Source organism: Psychromonas sp., assembly GCF_047632955.1.
Taxonomy (GTDB): Bacteria; Pseudomonadota; Gammaproteobacteria; order Enterobacterales; family Psychromonadaceae; genus Psychromonas.
Map to the genome: position 1 here is coordinate 1 of NZ_JBLIED010000016.1, position 14,905 is coordinate 14,905.

15 protein-coding genes and 1 pseudogene are annotated in these 14,905 nt (G+C 37.8%); 11 read left to right on the forward strand and 5 right to left on the reverse strand.

Features of this window, described 5'->3' with window-relative positions:
- Positions 1–92 precede the first annotated feature (92 nt).
- The gene (locus tag ACJAZP_RS11115; RefSeq protein WP_415230813.1) at positions 93–383 is read right to left on the reverse strand and encodes a transposase zinc-binding domain-containing protein; all 291 of its coding nucleotides are present in this window, start codon (positions 381–383) and stop codon (positions 93–95) included.
- Positions 380–1,282, reverse strand: a complete 903-nt coding sequence (locus ACJAZP_RS11120; protein ID WP_415230814.1) for a tyrosine-type recombinase/integrase — start codon at positions 1,280–1,282, stop codon at positions 380–382. Before ACJAZP_RS11120 ends, ACJAZP_RS11115 begins: the two co-directional genes overlap by 4 nt.
- A 462-nt stretch (positions 1,283–1,744) precedes the next feature.
- Between ACJAZP_RS11120 and ACJAZP_RS11125 the strand changes: the two genes are divergently transcribed.
- The 7 genes and pseudogenes from ACJAZP_RS11125 (at position 1,745) to ACJAZP_RS11155 (ending at position 7,235) form a co-directional block, all read left to right on the forward strand.
- Positions 1,745–2,158 carry a VOC family protein gene (locus ACJAZP_RS11125; RefSeq protein WP_415230815.1) on the forward strand — a complete coding sequence of 138 codons (414 nt, stop codon included), beginning with the start codon at positions 1,745–1,747 and terminating at the stop codon, positions 2,156–2,158.
- 9 nt (positions 2,159–2,167) lie between these two features.
- Complete coding sequence (locus tag ACJAZP_RS11130) at positions 2,168–2,659, forward strand: AAA family ATPase (RefSeq protein ID WP_415230816.1); 492 nt, start codon at positions 2,168–2,170, stop codon at positions 2,657–2,659.
- Between the two features lie 148 nt (positions 2,660–2,807).
- On the forward strand, positions 2,808–3,434 hold the full coding sequence (locus ACJAZP_RS11135) for an HD domain-containing protein (protein WP_415230887.1): 627 nt from the start codon (positions 2,808–2,810) through the stop codon (positions 3,432–3,434).
- Positions 3,435–3,688: 254 nt separating this feature from the next.
- Positions 3,689–4,108: a hypothetical protein gene (locus ACJAZP_RS11140; protein WP_415230817.1), complete on the forward strand. Its 420-nt coding sequence runs from the start codon at positions 3,689–3,691 to the stop codon at positions 4,106–4,108.
- A gap of 134 nt (positions 4,109–4,242) precedes the next feature.
- The gene (locus ACJAZP_RS11145) at positions 4,243–4,710 is read left to right on the forward strand and encodes an ASCH domain-containing protein (protein ID WP_415230818.1); all 468 of its coding nucleotides are present in this window, start codon (positions 4,243–4,245) and stop codon (positions 4,708–4,710) included.
- Positions 4,711–5,040: 330 nt separating this feature from the next.
- A complete protein-coding gene (locus ACJAZP_RS11150; RefSeq protein ID WP_415230819.1) occupies positions 5,041–6,555 on the forward strand; it encodes a diguanylate cyclase domain-containing protein in 1,515 nt (504 codons plus the stop codon).
- Between the two features lie 131 nt (positions 6,556–6,686).
- A pseudogene (locus tag ACJAZP_RS11155) lies at positions 6,687–7,235 on the forward strand (chloramphenicol phosphotransferase CPT family protein).
- A gap of 395 nt (positions 7,236–7,630) precedes the next feature.
- Here the strand turns inward: ACJAZP_RS11155 and ACJAZP_RS11160 are convergent.
- Complete coding sequence (locus tag ACJAZP_RS11160; RefSeq protein ID WP_415230820.1) at positions 7,631–7,807, reverse strand: transposase; 177 nt, start codon at positions 7,805–7,807, stop codon at positions 7,631–7,633.
- 107 nt (positions 7,808–7,914) lie between these two features.
- Positions 7,915–8,841 (reverse strand): helix-turn-helix domain-containing protein, encoded by a 927-nt coding sequence (locus ACJAZP_RS11165; RefSeq protein WP_415230821.1) that lies wholly within the window; start codon positions 8,839–8,841, stop codon positions 7,915–7,917.
- A 564-nt stretch (positions 8,842–9,405) separates the two neighbouring features.
- On the opposite strand from ACJAZP_RS11165, the gene ACJAZP_RS11170 reads away from it, so the two are divergent.
- Both ACJAZP_RS11170 and ACJAZP_RS11175 read left to right on the forward strand, forming a co-directional pair.
- Positions 9,406–10,611 carry a sugar efflux transporter gene (locus ACJAZP_RS11170; protein WP_415230822.1) on the forward strand — a complete coding sequence of 402 codons (1,206 nt, stop codon included), beginning with the start codon at positions 9,406–9,408 and terminating at the stop codon, positions 10,609–10,611.
- A 219-nt stretch (positions 10,612–10,830) separates the two neighbouring features.
- Positions 10,831–11,328, forward strand: a complete 498-nt coding sequence (locus ACJAZP_RS11175) for a GFA family protein (protein ID WP_415230823.1) — start codon at positions 10,831–10,833, stop codon at positions 11,326–11,328.
- 433 nt (positions 11,329–11,761) lie between these two features.
- Here ACJAZP_RS11175 and ACJAZP_RS11180 read toward each other — a convergent pair whose 3' ends face one another.
- Positions 11,762–12,529 (reverse strand): SDR family NAD(P)-dependent oxidoreductase, encoded by a 768-nt coding sequence (locus ACJAZP_RS11180; RefSeq protein WP_415230824.1) that lies wholly within the window; start codon positions 12,527–12,529, stop codon positions 11,762–11,764.
- Positions 12,530–12,637: 108 nt separating this feature from the next.
- Between ACJAZP_RS11180 and ACJAZP_RS11185 the strand changes: the two genes are divergently transcribed.
- Both ACJAZP_RS11185 and ACJAZP_RS11190 read left to right on the forward strand, forming a co-directional pair.
- On the forward strand, positions 12,638–12,973 hold the full coding sequence (locus ACJAZP_RS11185) for a winged helix-turn-helix transcriptional regulator (protein ID WP_415230825.1): 336 nt from the start codon (positions 12,638–12,640) through the stop codon (positions 12,971–12,973).
- Between the two features lie 658 nt (positions 12,974–13,631).
- The gene (locus tag ACJAZP_RS11190; protein WP_415230826.1) at positions 13,632–14,744 is read left to right on the forward strand and encodes an NADH:flavin oxidoreductase; all 1,113 of its coding nucleotides are present in this window, start codon (positions 13,632–13,634) and stop codon (positions 14,742–14,744) included.
- Positions 14,745–14,905: the final 161 nt, after the last annotated feature.

Consider the following 14,905-nt stretch of genomic DNA (forward strand, 5'->3'; position numbering starts at 1 on the left):
ATGTGGTACAACGGTAATAGGCTTCATTCTTACCTGGGTTATTGTTGCCCAAACACTTTTGAAATGATGAACGGGTATTTGAAAAAAGTAGCTTAACTAGGGTGAGTGAATTTAGTTGACCACGTCAGTTTATCCGTTTGTCTTGCGAGCCAATTTGAAGTGGTTTGATGTAAGCATTGCGGACAACTTCTGTTACCACATGATGCAGGGTGTTGTTGGTCATGCTGACAATGTCCGCAATGCCACTGGGTGTAACGAGTCGCATCACTTTTACAATGCAACATATCAGTGATAGCGCGGCGAATATCTTGATTTAATAATCCACCATATTGGGCTTCCAATTGTTGATGGTAGCGCTCAAGCAGTGTGATAAATTTATTCATAAAGCCTCCCATTCAATGGGTAATTTATCGGTTAACTGATTAAGTGCAGCCACATTATTTTTGCGTTTGAGTGTTGTAAGTTGTGTGTATTTAGCCGTGGTGTTGAGGCTATGATGGCCTAACAGTATTTGTAGTGAGCGCAGGTCAATGCCTTGCTCTAATAGGTGTGTCGCAAAACAGTGTCGTAATGAGTGTGGGCTTATATTCTTTTTAATTTCCAATTCTGTCATCACTTTTTTCAACGCTTTTTGAACACTGCCTTTATCCATTGGAGTGCAATGAAGAGGCACTTGTTTATCTTGTCCGGCACGAGGAAATAACAGCACAGGATGGCGATGTATTTTCCAGTAATGTCGTAGTGCATCTAATGTACGTTTTGGGAGTGGTACTAAACGGTCTTTGCCTCCTTTACCTTCACGTATATGAACTTGCATCGTTTCGCTATCAATATCATTAACGGTTAAATGAAGTGCTTCACCTAAACGTAAACCCATGCTGTACAGGACAAGAAAAAACACCTGGTAGCGTAAAGCGCGAGTGGCGGTAATTAACTGGCCAATTTGCTTATTGGTGATGATATCTGGAATGCGTTTTACTTGCGGCGGTTTGACAATATTTAACCATTCCCATTGACGTTCAAGAGTATGCTTATAGAAAAACTGCAAACCATTACGGTCTAATTTTATGGTGCTCCATGAGTGGGTTTGAATAAGTTGTGCAAAGTAGCACTTTAAATCTGCTTTGGTTAATGTGTCAGGTGAGCGGTCGAAAAAGGTGGTTATCCTACGCACTGCACGGGAATAGGCATCGATAGTGGCAGGTCTCATGCCCTGTAATGCCAAGTTGGTCAAATGTTGTTGATATAAAAGGTTAAAGTGTTGTTGTTCTGAGTTGTTCATCGTTTATACTCCTATTAAACATCACCGAAAAGTGATGTAAATATAAGTATGCGTGTTGTTTGTATTTTGTTTTTCTGCCGCACAGCGGCTTCGTTCAACAAGAACATAACAAGAAAATCAACAAGGACTAAAAAGTGCGGGCTATTACGCTTCGCTTCATTTTCGGCAAAGTATGGAAGGATTTTTTCTGAAGCATAGTAGATTTGTACATGAGTCTGAGTATCGATTTATTTGGTTTGCAACTGGAAAACCAAAAGAATACATTGATATAAATGTGCATGAAGCTTTAGCATATTGTGAACGAGTATAAAACTCCATACAAGCTAATCAACTGGACGCATTACGGTTGTCATCGTTTTTGCAAAAGAAAAACATGGCAAAAACAGCACCAACTTACTCGCCGGTGAGCAAGGCGTTAAATGGCAATGAGAAATACCCTAGATTTTTTGAGGAACGGAAAATATGATTGAAATTTCATCCATTGATCACATTGTGCTAAGAACTTCAAAGATCAAAGCTATGTTGGATTTTTACTGTAATGTGCTGGGCTGCACCGTTGAACGAGAAACAACTTCCGAAACAGGATTAACTCAGTTACGCGCGGGAAGCGCACTGATTGATTTAGTTACCGTTGAAAGCGACCTAGGGAGGATGGGCGGAGGTGCACCTACAGAAACTGAAAACAATTTAGATCATTTTTGCCTTCAGTTAAAACCCATATCGGAAACTGAAATCGAAAAACATTTATCGAAGCATGGAATCGATGGAGGAAGCTTTCATGATCGATATGGTGCTCAGGGGGTTGGTAAATCAATTTATATTAAAGACCCCGAAGGCAATACTGTCGAATTAAGATCGCAAATAGAAAGTGAGTAAAGTGTAATTATGCTAGAGAAAAATACACACGGAAAGGTAGTGCTTTTAATAGGGAAAGTGGCATGTGGGAAAACTACATACGCAAGACAAATGCAGGAACAAGAAAGAGCGATCTTTCTCTCACTTGATGAACTTCAGCTTGATATTTTTGGTGAAAGTCCGACTAGAGAGCAACTTGATAGTACTTATTCAGGGTGCTTTGAACATCAAAAACGGTTAGCTATTAAACTTGTGAAAAATGGTCTTGATGTGTATTTAGATTGGGGATTTTGGGAACAGTCTTCTCGACATGAAATTCGTGATTTTTTTGAAAATGAAGGAATTGAAGCGTATCAATATTACTTTGATATTCCTCTAGAAATTAGGCTCGAAAGAAATCGCAAGAGAAATCTTGGTAATGACAATCACTCTTTCAAAATCAAAGAGAAGGATGTTGCGTTTTTTGATGGTTTTTTTGAAGAACCAGAACTAAATGAAACCGATAGAACATTCACTTCTTAGTAAAATAAATTCAACAAGTTGCTGCACTCGGACTCGTTACAGTTGTCGCGGTTTTTGCTAAAATAAAAAGCTGCAAAAACGTCGCCAAACCTAGCGCCGTTTATTGCTGGCGTTAGCCGTCTACATTGAGTATGGAGTATAATTGAAAGTGCCTGAGAAATATGAAAATGAGCTTTTAGCATTCGTTAAAAAAGAAATGATTCAAGATCCCGCTCATGATATTAATCATGTGTTGCGTGTTGTAAAAACGGCAAAGGATTTATGCCATCATGAAAAAGGTAAATTGGAAGTCGTTTTGCCTGCCGCCTACCTTCATGATTGTTTTTCTTTTGCAAAAAATCATCCAAATAGAGCAAATAGCTCAAAAATAGCAGCAGATAAGGCGATTGAATTTCTAAAGCTAATTGGCTATCCAAGTACTTACCTCGATGATATTCACCATGCCATCACGGCACATAGCTATAGCGCAAATGTTAAACCGCGGACATTGGAGGGGGAAATAGTCCAAGACGCTGATCGCCTCGATTCTTTAGGTGCAATTGGTATAACGCGATGTTTACAAGTTGGTACTTATCTTGAGGTGCCTCTATATCGTAATAGTGATACATTTTGCAAACAACGCTTACCTGATGACCGTAAGTATACAATTGATCATTTCTATGCGAAGTTGTTTAGTCTTGCCGATACAATGAATACAGAATCTGCAAGAATAGAGGGGCAGCATCGAACCAGATTCATGCGAGAATATCTGCTTCAGTTAGAAACAGAAATATAAAATACAGCTACAAGTTAATCAACTGGAGGTGTTACGGTTGTCATCATTTTTGCGAAAGAAAAATCTGCAAAAATAACACCAACCTACACGCCAGTTATTAAGGCGTTGAGGGTGAAGAATAACTCGTTTTTTATAAATTTATCAAAATTTATACTTTTTAACTTGTTGTTTTAAAAATAAATTAAATTTAGAGAAATTGTGTTTTTTCTGAAGATGGAGAAATTCTACAGCCTCGTTATGTATCAGGATTTAGAGTGAAATACCCAACTAAATTTTCTACTAATAAAATCGATTTAACGCTTCTTGGAAAAGGGGCATCTATGACTTGGATGTTATATTTCGCTGGATGCTATCTGTATGTTTTGGCTTTAACTAATTGGGCTATTATTTTTATCTCTTTACTACTCATATTTTTATCTTTTTTGAGTTTTAAAAGTGATGATGAAATCCTTGTTTTAATAAAGCATGACCAGAGTTATAAACTACATACGTTGATTACCTATTTATTACCACTTATTGCTTCATTATTGTTTGGTTACGAATTGGTGTCATTATTGGTCACCGGAATACTCATGTTGGTTAATATAGTTATTTCTTTATATTGGGCATGTTTTTTAACCCCCAAAGTGTTTAAAGAAAATTATACAAAATTGTTTGGTTGTATAGATGCTTAACAAGTTGCTGCACTCGAAGTTGATACAGTTGTTGCGGTTTTTACTAAAAGAAAAGGCAGCAAAAATAGCGCCAACCTACGCGCCAGTGTCTGCGGCGTTGAAATTTTTTAACCGTAGTATTTTCAAGGATTGATATGAACGAAAAGCAAGAAGAATTCTTAGAACAATATTTGTCTACGCTAAGCCAAGCTGAGCGAGATTCTATTCCTCAATTCTTAGCTGAATACTTTTGTGGAGATGAATATAATGCAAATGAGTGTGCGAGATTAATAGATAATCGAATTAAACGTGCTTCGTGTAGCTTAAAAGTAGTGTATGAGCTTGAAAATGAACCACTTCCAGAAGTTGGGCGAATTACAGTTGTTTTAAATTGGAATCAGGAACCAGTCTGTATTGTTAGGTTAACTGAAGTTTCTATTTGTCCTTTTAGCAAAGTAACAAGAGAGTTTGCAGAGTCCGAAGGGGAAGGTGACGGCAGCTATGAATGGTGGCGAGAAGCACACATTGGTTTCTTTACAATGCATGCAAAAGAAATCGGCAAAACATTCAACGAAAGTTCAGAACTTGTACTTGAGCGTTTTCAAAAAGTGTTTCCCCAATAGGTGCAGCATTCAATTCTAACAATCAACTGGACGTATTACGGTTGTCATCGTTTTTGAAAAGAAAACCCGCAAAAACAACACCAACCTACGCGCCAGTGTTTGCGGCGTTGCATTCAAGGAATAGTCATGGTTATAGGGTCTCTGAATAGAAAAACATTTGAAGATGCTAAAGATTATCTCGATAATGCATCGTTGAAAAACGCTGAACAATTAGATAAGACCATCTTATTATTCTTTTGAAACAGTTTCAAAAGCCTAACTAAGTTCACAAACAGATGATATTAAGATAGGTCTGTTTTACCGTTGCTATGAATAACAAGCGAATCTTGTATGCTAGATAAAATGAAAGACCGTACTTTAGAAGAAAAAATTCTCTTGGCAATTACTGCTGCAGCAACCCTGATATTATTCCCTTTCCTTATTACAAGCATTTTATCTCACGACAGAGCACATATTTTTGTAGATTCCGTCGCGGTCGGTGGTATTTTTTCTATATTTATCGGTGTTTGGTTTACGAGAAAAATTAAACTTTTTAGTGGCATTTTCGCTGTGCTTGCCCATGTTAATATTTTAATCGGTATTTATTTAAAAGGAGTGGGGTTAATTTATTGGCTTTACCCAATAATAATAGCCAGTTATTATTTATTGCCGCTCTTCGTTGCTAGCACATTTAATATCCTATTAGTTACTATTGCTTGTTATTTTACTTATCAGCAATTTGATAGTTTCACTTTGACACGCCTTATTGCTTCGTTCGTAGTAACGAATATATTTTCGTTACTATTTTCAATGTTTATGAAAAATCAAAATAGTCAGTTATTAAAAAAAGACAAAATAAGTCAACATCACAATAATATTCTCGAGTTAATCGCCAGTTCAAGCAAGTTATCCAAAATATTGAATGCTGTGGCACATGCTGTTGAAAATGAACTTACTGACGCGAAATGCAGTATTCTATTACTTGAGAAAACAAGCAAATACTTAGTGTTAGGAGCCGCTCCCAGCATAGATCCGCGTTATCATAAACTCCTAAATGGCTTAGCGATTAGTCAGGTAGGTTCAAGTGCAACTGCAGCTTATACCGGGAAAAGAGTCATAGTCACTGATGTAGCAACACACCCTTCTTGGGCTGCTTGGTCAGTTTTAGTAAAAGAAGCTAAATTAGCTTCTTGCTGGTCAGAGCCTATCATTGGTAATCAAGGAAATCTGCTCGGTACTTTGTCTATCTATCATCATAAAATATCGACGCCAAAACCCTCTGAATTCAAACTTATTGAACAGTTTGTAAATCTCACGCGTATCGCAATAGAGCGAGAAAAATCAGATCAAATAATATGGCAACAAGCTAATTTTGACAACTTAACCAAGTTGCCAAATCGTAATTTATTACATGAGCATCTAACAAGTGCAATTGCCAATGCCCAACGAGAAAACAAACAACTCGCTATTGCTATGTTAGATCTTGATAAATTTAAAGAGGTTAATGACACTTTAGGCCATGGTGCCGGAGATACTTTACTTATCGAATGTTCAAAACGTATTAAAGGTTGCATTAGAAAAAATGATATTGCAGCACGTTTAGGAGGGGATGAATTTATTATTGTTTTTGTTGGTGTTGCACTACCTGAAGATATGCACAAAATAGGAAATAAATTATCAAACGCGCTGGCTAAACCTTATACCATTCAAGAAAAGAGTGTTTGTTGTACAGCAAGCATCGGAATTACGTTTTACCCAAATGATGCTTCGAACATTGACACCTTACTAAAAAATGCTGACCAAGCAATGTATAGTGCTAAAACACAAGGACGTAATAACGTCCATTTTTTTACAGATAAAATGTAAATAAACGAGAAGGGCAATCAGTAGGTAATAGCTAGTAAGCTATTGAGGCTGATGGTTGCTAATAATATACGGGTGACTTTAACTAACTCGCTGCTTTTGTCGCCCTATGGATCTCACTAAAAAGGGCATAAATGGCATATATAATATTTTTGAATGGAACATCAAGCTCAGGTAAATCTACTTTAGCTCGTGAAATCCAGAAGCAAGCGGATATACCTTTTTGGCATGTGGCAGCGGATTGACTTGTTGAGGCTGGTATGCTTCCTAAAAGAGTTAATGATGGCGGTGAGTTTGACTGGAAGATTAACAGGCCTAAATTTTTTAATGCTTTTCATGGTTGTATTAAGTCAATTTTATTAGCAGATAACAATATCATTCTTGATCACATCATTGAATCTCAGGAATGGTTTAAGGAGCTACAACAAGAGTTGAGTAAATTTGATATGTTTTTTGTTGGGGTGCATTGTCCATTGCAAATCATTCAACAGCGGGAGGAGCAACGCTCTGATAGGCATATTGGTAATCGGTACTTAGGAGAAGCAGAGTATCATTTGCGCCATGTTCATACCTATTCAGTGTATGACTTTGAAGTTGATACAAGTAAACTTAGCATAGAAAAAACAGCTGAAAAAGTAATAAAAAAATGGCAAGGTAGAGGTCAAAGTCAGTTCTTTACATAAACAGCTAACTAATAAGGATAGGTCGTGTGAGCAACACTAATCATGACTTAATCCTGTTGTTGGACAAGCCCGGGCGTTTATCTGCAATTTATTGAATTTAAAATATTTTATTTACCCATTCACTTTCATTTTTAATATTAATGCTGATTTCGCCACAACTCCCTTTGCTTGAACACTTCCTTGTTTTAGATCGTGTGGCCGTTGATGATAAGGCGCGTGCCGATGCGCATTAAATACAGCTGCATCTTCCCCTAACATTGCGCACAGTAAATGCATTTTTTCTGTCTAACAGGAATCACTTTGAGCGTTATTTCAAGTATGAGCTGTAGGCGTTTGGGTATCGGTCGAAATCTTTTCGCCAGCACATGCTGTAAAACTTGCCATAAAAAATCCACCTAGGGCTCGGTAATGGCCTTAAACTGTTTACTTTTACTCTCTTTATACTGGAATGTTACCTGCCCGTTATCAAGAGACAATATATTCTGCTCACTGATCACAAAGCGGTATAGGTAGCGTGCTGGGTAGGTCAAAGTAACATGGCCACCCAAGATTGTTGATGAATATTTAACCACTGTTTTAGTCTTTAGTTATCTATATTTACTTGCAGGTAATGAATGATGGCTTAGTTAGTTCCTGAACCCAGTTAGTTAATTCCTGAACAATATTCGCTTATTGAAATCTATTCGATAGTTGCAGTTGTGCCATTTCGAAAATGTTTCGGATAGATACCAAAATGTTTGTGGAACTGATTGGAAAACTCGTAGGGGGAAGCGTAACCCAGTTCAGCGGCAATAACAGTAATCTGCTTTGAGCCGGAGCGCAGTAATTGACAAGCTATTTCCATGCGTTTTCTCACCAGGTATTCAAGGGGAGATAAACCCAACTGATGTTTAAATCGCTTACGGAAGCTATCATAACCCCAGCCTTTCTCTGCACAATAAACTTTTAGATCAAAACGTTGCTTATATTTTGTTTTAAAATCATGACAAGCGATATCAACCATACGGTCGCCCGAGATACTATTTTCCCTGTGTATTGACTGCGAAAATAGACATCTTAATATACTCAGGTACTCAACATATAGATCCGGCAGCTGTGTTTGTGGGACCGTTCCAAGGCGTTTAAAATAGGTTTCTATTTTAGCGAGGAATAGCGCTTCCATGTTGATTGAGAAAACAGGCGTCGTACTATCAATAATGCCCATTGAACATAAATGCGTGTAAAGGCCTCTATCACAATCAATATAATACTCGCGCCAACCAGAGCCAATATCCACATAAGATGAGTGAGGTGTTTCAGGAAAGCGTTGAAATACGCTACCGGGTGTTAATTTATGGCGGCTACCATTTTGAGCAATGTATGAACCACTGCCTTTGATAACAATGACGATGGAATAAAATGGAAAACGGACATTTTCATAGGCCATATGGCTTGTAGATTTTTTCATATAACCACAGCCAATCCAATTTTCTGAATTGTTCATGGTTCGGGAAAAATTCATCTGCGTGGCATTATTTTCTGGCGCAGAAAGACTTTCACCAAAGGCGCTTAATTGTTTCGTAAGCGTATCGGTATTATCGATGCTGCTGAAACAGACTTCTTTCATCTATATGTTTCCCAATTAACGTATTTTATTTATCAGTTACCTTATTCCAATCCGGCTCAAAAAGTCAGAATATAAAATAACAATATGATGCAGGACATCGTATTAAAACTTTGCCAGAAGACTGAAAAAGCATTGTTATAACACCCATCGCCTTGTTAGTGAATAACATGGCTATTAAAAACATGGCTATTAAAAATATGGTTATTAAATAATAGGGTGACTAAACACCTTAAATACTAAACAATATACCTGCAGATATTATGCTGATTATTGCATTTTGAACGATGACGGGTATATACACAATTCACAAAAAAGAGAACACAATGGTCGATTTTCTATCGTTCAATTGGATTACAAAGATGAAAGAAAGTTGCGCTGTAAGTGCTCATCTATTAATTAAAATCAATCCTGACATGCATTCAAATAATGTTATCAGCACTGCAATAATAGCTTTGCAAGCAACCTGTTTTTACTCTTTTTACGGCGCTATCATTAGGCTATTAAATTTGGTTTTTTCTCATACTATTCCAAATATCAATCACCTAAACTATCAGGAGCAATGTAATGCCGGCTAGACAACCTCCTGCTTTAGGTACGAAGATGGTGCTGTTAAATCAAACCAATGTGCTCTTCACATTAAATGGTTTGACTGCATTGGCATTTTCAGTGGTGTTGCCGATCATGAGTTTATTCCTGGTGAGTGAATTAAATGCACAGCCTGCATCCATTGGTATTTATACTTCATTAACGGCAATCATGACCATAGTGGTCAGCCAAAAGCTCACCGGGTTGATTGATAAAGGCATTTCTTCTCTATTATTGTTAGTTATCTCGCTGCTCGGAATCATTTTCGCAGCAATAGGTTTTTCATTAGCTACTGAGTTTTGGCATGCTTTATTAATTGGCTGTATTCTGATGCCTTTTGCCTCATCCTCTGTCTCTATTATTCTCGCGATTATCAGAAGGCACGCAGATGCATCTGGCAAAGATAGCGCTCGTCTTAATTCCCAAATGCGCTCAACGGTATCACTATTGTGGATAGTTGGACCGCCATTTGCTTTTATGTCCGTGGACACACTTGGCTTTAAATCAAACTTTTACTTTGCTGCATTAATAGCGTGTGTAGTGATAGTGTTAGCAGTCGCTCTGTTTAAACCTCAACGGATGGCTGCAACGATTAATCATCATGTCATTGCTGTAAAATTACCGCGTCCGGTGTGGTTTTTAGCCGGTGTAATTTTACTGACGAACATGGCCAATGGCGCATATATCACTGCCATCCCCATTTATATAACAGAAGAACTCGGCTTTCCAACATCTTATCCAGGGTTATTACTGGGTCTTACCGCCGCAGTAGAAATTCCGGCCATGTTGCTTGCAGTGGGGTGGTCGCGTCGATTTGGTAAAAGCAGGGTCTTAAAAGGTGGCCTTGCAGCTGGTGTTATTTTTTATGCTTGCATGTATTATTCTTCATCCTTTTATCTATTTTTAGCATTACAAATTTTTAACGGTTTATTTTACGGTATTTTCGTTGGTTTAGGCGTCACTATCATGCAGGATTTCGCGCCTAATTCTATTGGTAAAATATCCGCATTCTATAGTAATGCAATGTTAACCGGCTCAATGCTTGGTACAAGTTGTATGGGGGTAATCTCTCAATATTTTGGTTTCAAGGCACCTTTATTACTGAGCCTAAGCTGTTTGCTGATCGCTTTTGTTGTCTTAATGTCTTTTGAAAAAGCGTCATTGGCGACGAGTGAAGTACATTAGCACTACAAGCGGCAGCTCAAGGTGCTGGTTTATCAATATGTGGTGGAAATGATGCTAAAGTAACACGTTATATTTACTAAACCTTGTCTTAATGCGTTGATTTTATGAGTTTAAATAGATATTGTTAAGGTTATTTTAGATGAGATCAGTAGTGCAGGTTTTTGTGCATACTGATGTTTGTAACACTGTTATTCATTTATGATATTTGGAGAATAAGAAATGCTGCTCGAAGGTTCTTGTCATTGTGGTAGTGTCCACTTTATCGTTAATTCTGCTAATCCCTATCCATTTAACAAATGTTATTGCTCTATCTGCCGCAAAACTGCGGGTGGTGGCGGTTATGCTATTAATTTGGGGGCGGACTACGAGACCCTAAAAGTGGAAGGAGAGAAGTATATCAGTGTCTATCAGGCCGAGATTCGAAATTCAGAAACCGCGGAGATTCAGCAAAGCCCTGGGAAAAGACATTTTTGTAAAAAGTGCGGAAGTGCTCTCTGGCAATGGGATTCGAGGTGGCCGAAACTTGTTCACCCATTCGCCTCGGCAATTGATACTGATTTACCCGTACCTCCTGAGCATACGCATATGATGTTGAACTCAAAAGCTGCGTGGGTTGAAGTCCATTCTGGACCGTCAGACAAATTATTTGAAGAGTATCCGCAAGAGTCGCTTGCGGATTGGCACCTGAGATTAGAACTTGTGGATAAAAATGCATAACGCGGATCTTGCTGAGCTAACAATAAAATAACTAGACTAACATAACTGGATGTTAACCGGCTCAATGCTTGGTAGAAGTTGTATGGGGGTGATTTCTCAATATTTTTTTAACCATTTCATCCCTAATCCTTTAAAGCTAAGAGTTGAATTTTTTAATGTTGGTAGCAAGGAATACCAAAAGAACTAAAAAGGTGATCACCCTTGCTGGTTAAAATCACCTCTAACAGTGTTGTGAATTTTATTCAGAACATCCTGTTCTTCACCACTACGTGGTCAGCTAAAGCTGTTCAAAATCGTTCCAGACGATTTTGTGAAGGAGAACAATGATCGAATGCAACTCTCGTCTTGTTAGTGCTAATTTTTCCTTCGCAATACTTGATCACTTCATTAATTCCTTTGGTATAACCAATAATGTTATTGATGACCTATTATTTTAGTTTCGACCCGCGATCACTCCGCCATCAACGTCCCATATTGCACCAGTAACCCAGCTTGTTTGATCACTTAATAAAAGACTCACTATTTTAGCGATGTCTTCGGGTTGGCCAATGCGGCCAATGGGATGAAAGGCATTAAACGTAGCAAGTGTCTCGTCCATTACTTCTGGCTCAATGAATGATTCAAAAATTGTTGATTTAACCAAAGCGGGTGAAATCGCATTTACACGAATATTATGATCTGCTAATTCCATTGCCATATGTTGTGTCAGTGAATGCAGCCCGGCTTTTGCCATAGAATAAGCGGAAGAGGGGGTTGCTTTAATGGCTTGTTTTGCCCACATAGAGCCAATGTTGACAATAGAACCGCCATTATTTGAAATCATGTTTTGAGCAACAGCTTGTGAGATAAAGAAGATGGCACGATTTAGCTCGTGATAAATATCAAAATCATTATTATCATGTTCAATAAATGCTTTCGGTTTAAAGTAACCTGCGGAGTTTAGTAAATATTTGATGTGTAGGTTATTGCTGTTAGCAAATTCAATAATCTTTTTAACATCATTAGGTTGGTATAAATCAGCCTGTATTGTGTTAATGTCTCCAAATTCAGAAAGTGCTTCTTTCGCTTTATTTAATTTTTCTAGATTACGACCAACAATGAAGGTTTTAATGTTACGCTTTAATAACAGCTTTGCACTTTCTAGCCCCATTCCACTCGTTCCGCCAATGATAAGTGCGATAGGTTGAGTTGTATTTTCCATTTGATAACCCTTTTAGGTATGTATAAAGTGAGACTGAGATTACAACTGTTGGTTGTGTGATAAAAGTAGGTACATTTTGGTAAGGTAGGTACAAATGGGTACATCTTTATGATTAATAACAGAAAAATATTTACAAGAAACTCAGCGCCAGAGCGAAGTGCACGTATGATAGAAACTGTTTTTCGATGTAAGTGGTCATTGACAGTTTATCAGTTGCTAGCTGAAGGCATTAATCGACCTGGCGAAATGGTACGCAGTGTTGAAGGGCTATCAACAAAGGTACTTAATGAGTGTCTGCGGAAAAACATAGAATTTGGTATCATTGAACGAATTGAATACAACGAAGTACCTCCAAAGGTTGAGTATGTTACAACCCCTTTTGGTAAAAAATTTATTAGCATTCTTGATCAATTAAAAGTGTTACAAAATGAAATGAGTGCTTAGTGCAATAGTGCAATAAATCGAGATTTTAGTTGGAAGTAAAATAACTGAAATAACTGGACACCCACCTGGTTTGCTAAATATTAATTCGTTTCTGTATTATTTTATTCAGACACTATTCTGAATGATTAGGAGCGCATTATGACGCAATTACGTGCAACACAGGTTTCCCTTGTTGATACACCTTACTTTATGAATAACATCCCTGTTATGCACTTCTTCGAAGCCAGCTGAAGCTGTTCAAATTTATTCCCTAAAAATTTGTCATTGTATTTCCCGTTGTGTATTTCGTACTTTTTTATGCGGTAATGATAACTTCACCGGGCAACGCTTTGAACATCGTAGACAATCGATGGTTCAACGCCTCCCGTTTTAACCTGAATTTTTACTATTGAAAATAATTAACATACACCCAAGATTATTGATGTGCTAAACAAGGCATCTTAAGCTACATAAGTGGAGCTAAAAATTGTTTTCTAAATACCTTCATTCCGGTAAATAAAGCTCCCATTAATGGTCGTTCTTCAGGTTAATCCGCTCCATTAAATTTTGTCTTTCTATTAGTTTAATTATTTTATTTATCCTTCCTCATTGTTCAATATTAGGGCTGTCCTTTATAATGCAGCTCAAAAATATAAAACAATTTTTAAGAGGATTAGATTTGAGTACTTTGTATACAGAAAGTCGTATTGGCAACATGCTATTAAAAAACCGCTTTATACGCAGCGCTACGTGGGAAAATATGGCCACAGAAAATGGCCATATGACCGATAAGTTATACGCCATCTATGAAGAATTGGCTAAAGGTGAAGTGGCTCTGATTGTCACTGGCTATGCAAATATTGTAGAAGAAGAGAAACCCAATGCGGGCATGATGGGAATGTACAATGATTCCTTTATCTGTGAATACCAAAAGCTCACCGAGTTGGTACACCAAAATGACGCTAAAATAGTCATGCAGCTTGCCTACGGCGGCACAAAAACTACTTTTAACGTTGGTGAAAGGGTTATCTATGCGCCCAGTGAGGTGTGCGAAAGAGGCACGCAAACATTAGGCAAAGCGATGACGCAGGATGAAATTGATTACATCGTTCGAGCATTCGCGCAGGCAAGCCGCAGAGCTTGTGAATCAGGATTTGACGGGGTTGAAATACACGCTGCACATAGCTATTTAATTAATCAGTTTTTAAGCCCTTATTACAATCGCAGAGAAGATAGCTATGGCGGCAGCCTGAATAATCGAATGAGATTGTTGTTAGAAATTTATGCTGAAATAAGGAAAGTTGTCGGTGATAACTATCCGGTATTAGTTAAATTGACGGCATCTGAGTTTTTTGAGGGTGGTTTGACCTTTGCTGAAACCCGCCTTATTTGTCAAAAACTGCAAGCCATTGGCGTCGATGCCATCATCATCTCAGGCAATATCCATGGTAAGGCTGATACTATGATTGGCGAGTGTTTTGATGGATATAAGATTCAACAAGAAGGCTATTTTCATGAATATGGGCATGTTATTAGTGAAGAGGTGAGTGTTCCCGTTATTACCGTTGGCGGATTAACGGATATTAATGCGATAGAAGAGATTGCCGATAAAACTAATATTCAATACTTTGCCCTCTCCAGACCTTTGTTGTCTGAGCCTGATTTAATCAAACGCTGGAAAGAAGGTGACAGAGCGCCCGTTGATTGTGAAAGATGCTCAAAATGTCGTACCAAACGCGGCAATTTTTGTGTTGTAAATAAGGAAAGAAAATTAAAAATAGCCGGCTTTTAAATAAGCTGTAATATAGCTTTTTCCGGTGCTCAGTCAGCAAATTATTGCTGACTGATTTAGTTTTTTATTAGCTTTATTGCGCCAGCAAAGCACTTTTTATAGGCTGTTTAAAATGCTTACCTTTTGATTCAAATAGAAAACCTGTCTACTGACCTCCTAAT

What these genes read in the sequence shown, in the direction of transcription:
- ACJAZP_RS11115 (WP_415230813.1), bottom strand. Translation starts at nt 383, where the DNA reads ATGAATAAATTTATCACACTGCTTGAGCGCTACCATCAACAATTGGAA.
- ACJAZP_RS11120 (WP_415230814.1), bottom strand. Translation starts at nt 1,282, where the DNA reads ATGAACAACTCAGAACAACAACACTTTAACCTTTTATATCAACAACAT.
- ACJAZP_RS11125 (WP_415230815.1), top strand. Translation starts at nt 1,745, where the DNA reads ATGATTGAAATTTCATCCATTGATCACATTGTGCTAAGAACTTCAAAG.
- ACJAZP_RS11130 (WP_415230816.1), top strand. Translation starts at nt 2,168, where the DNA reads ATGCTAGAGAAAAATACACACGGAAAGGTAGTGCTTTTAATAGGGAAA.
- ACJAZP_RS11145 (WP_415230818.1), top strand. Translation starts at nt 4,243, where the DNA reads ATGAACGAAAAGCAAGAAGAATTCTTAGAACAATATTTGTCTACGCTA.
- ACJAZP_RS11150 (WP_415230819.1), top strand. Translation starts at nt 5,041, where the DNA reads ATGCTAGATAAAATGAAAGACCGTACTTTAGAAGAAAAAATTCTCTTG.
- ACJAZP_RS11165 (WP_415230821.1), bottom strand. Translation starts at nt 8,841, where the DNA reads ATGAAAGAAGTCTGTTTCAGCAGCATCGATAATACCGATACGCTTACG.
- ACJAZP_RS11170 (WP_415230822.1), top strand. Translation starts at nt 9,406, where the DNA reads ATGCCGGCTAGACAACCTCCTGCTTTAGGTACGAAGATGGTGCTGTTA.
- ACJAZP_RS11175 (WP_415230823.1), top strand. Translation starts at nt 10,831, where the DNA reads ATGCTGCTCGAAGGTTCTTGTCATTGTGGTAGTGTCCACTTTATCGTT.
- ACJAZP_RS11180 (WP_415230824.1), bottom strand. Translation starts at nt 12,529, where the DNA reads ATGGAAAATACAACTCAACCTATCGCACTTATCATTGGCGGAACGAGT.
- ACJAZP_RS11185 (WP_415230825.1), top strand. Translation starts at nt 12,638, where the DNA reads ATGATTAATAACAGAAAAATATTTACAAGAAACTCAGCGCCAGAGCGA.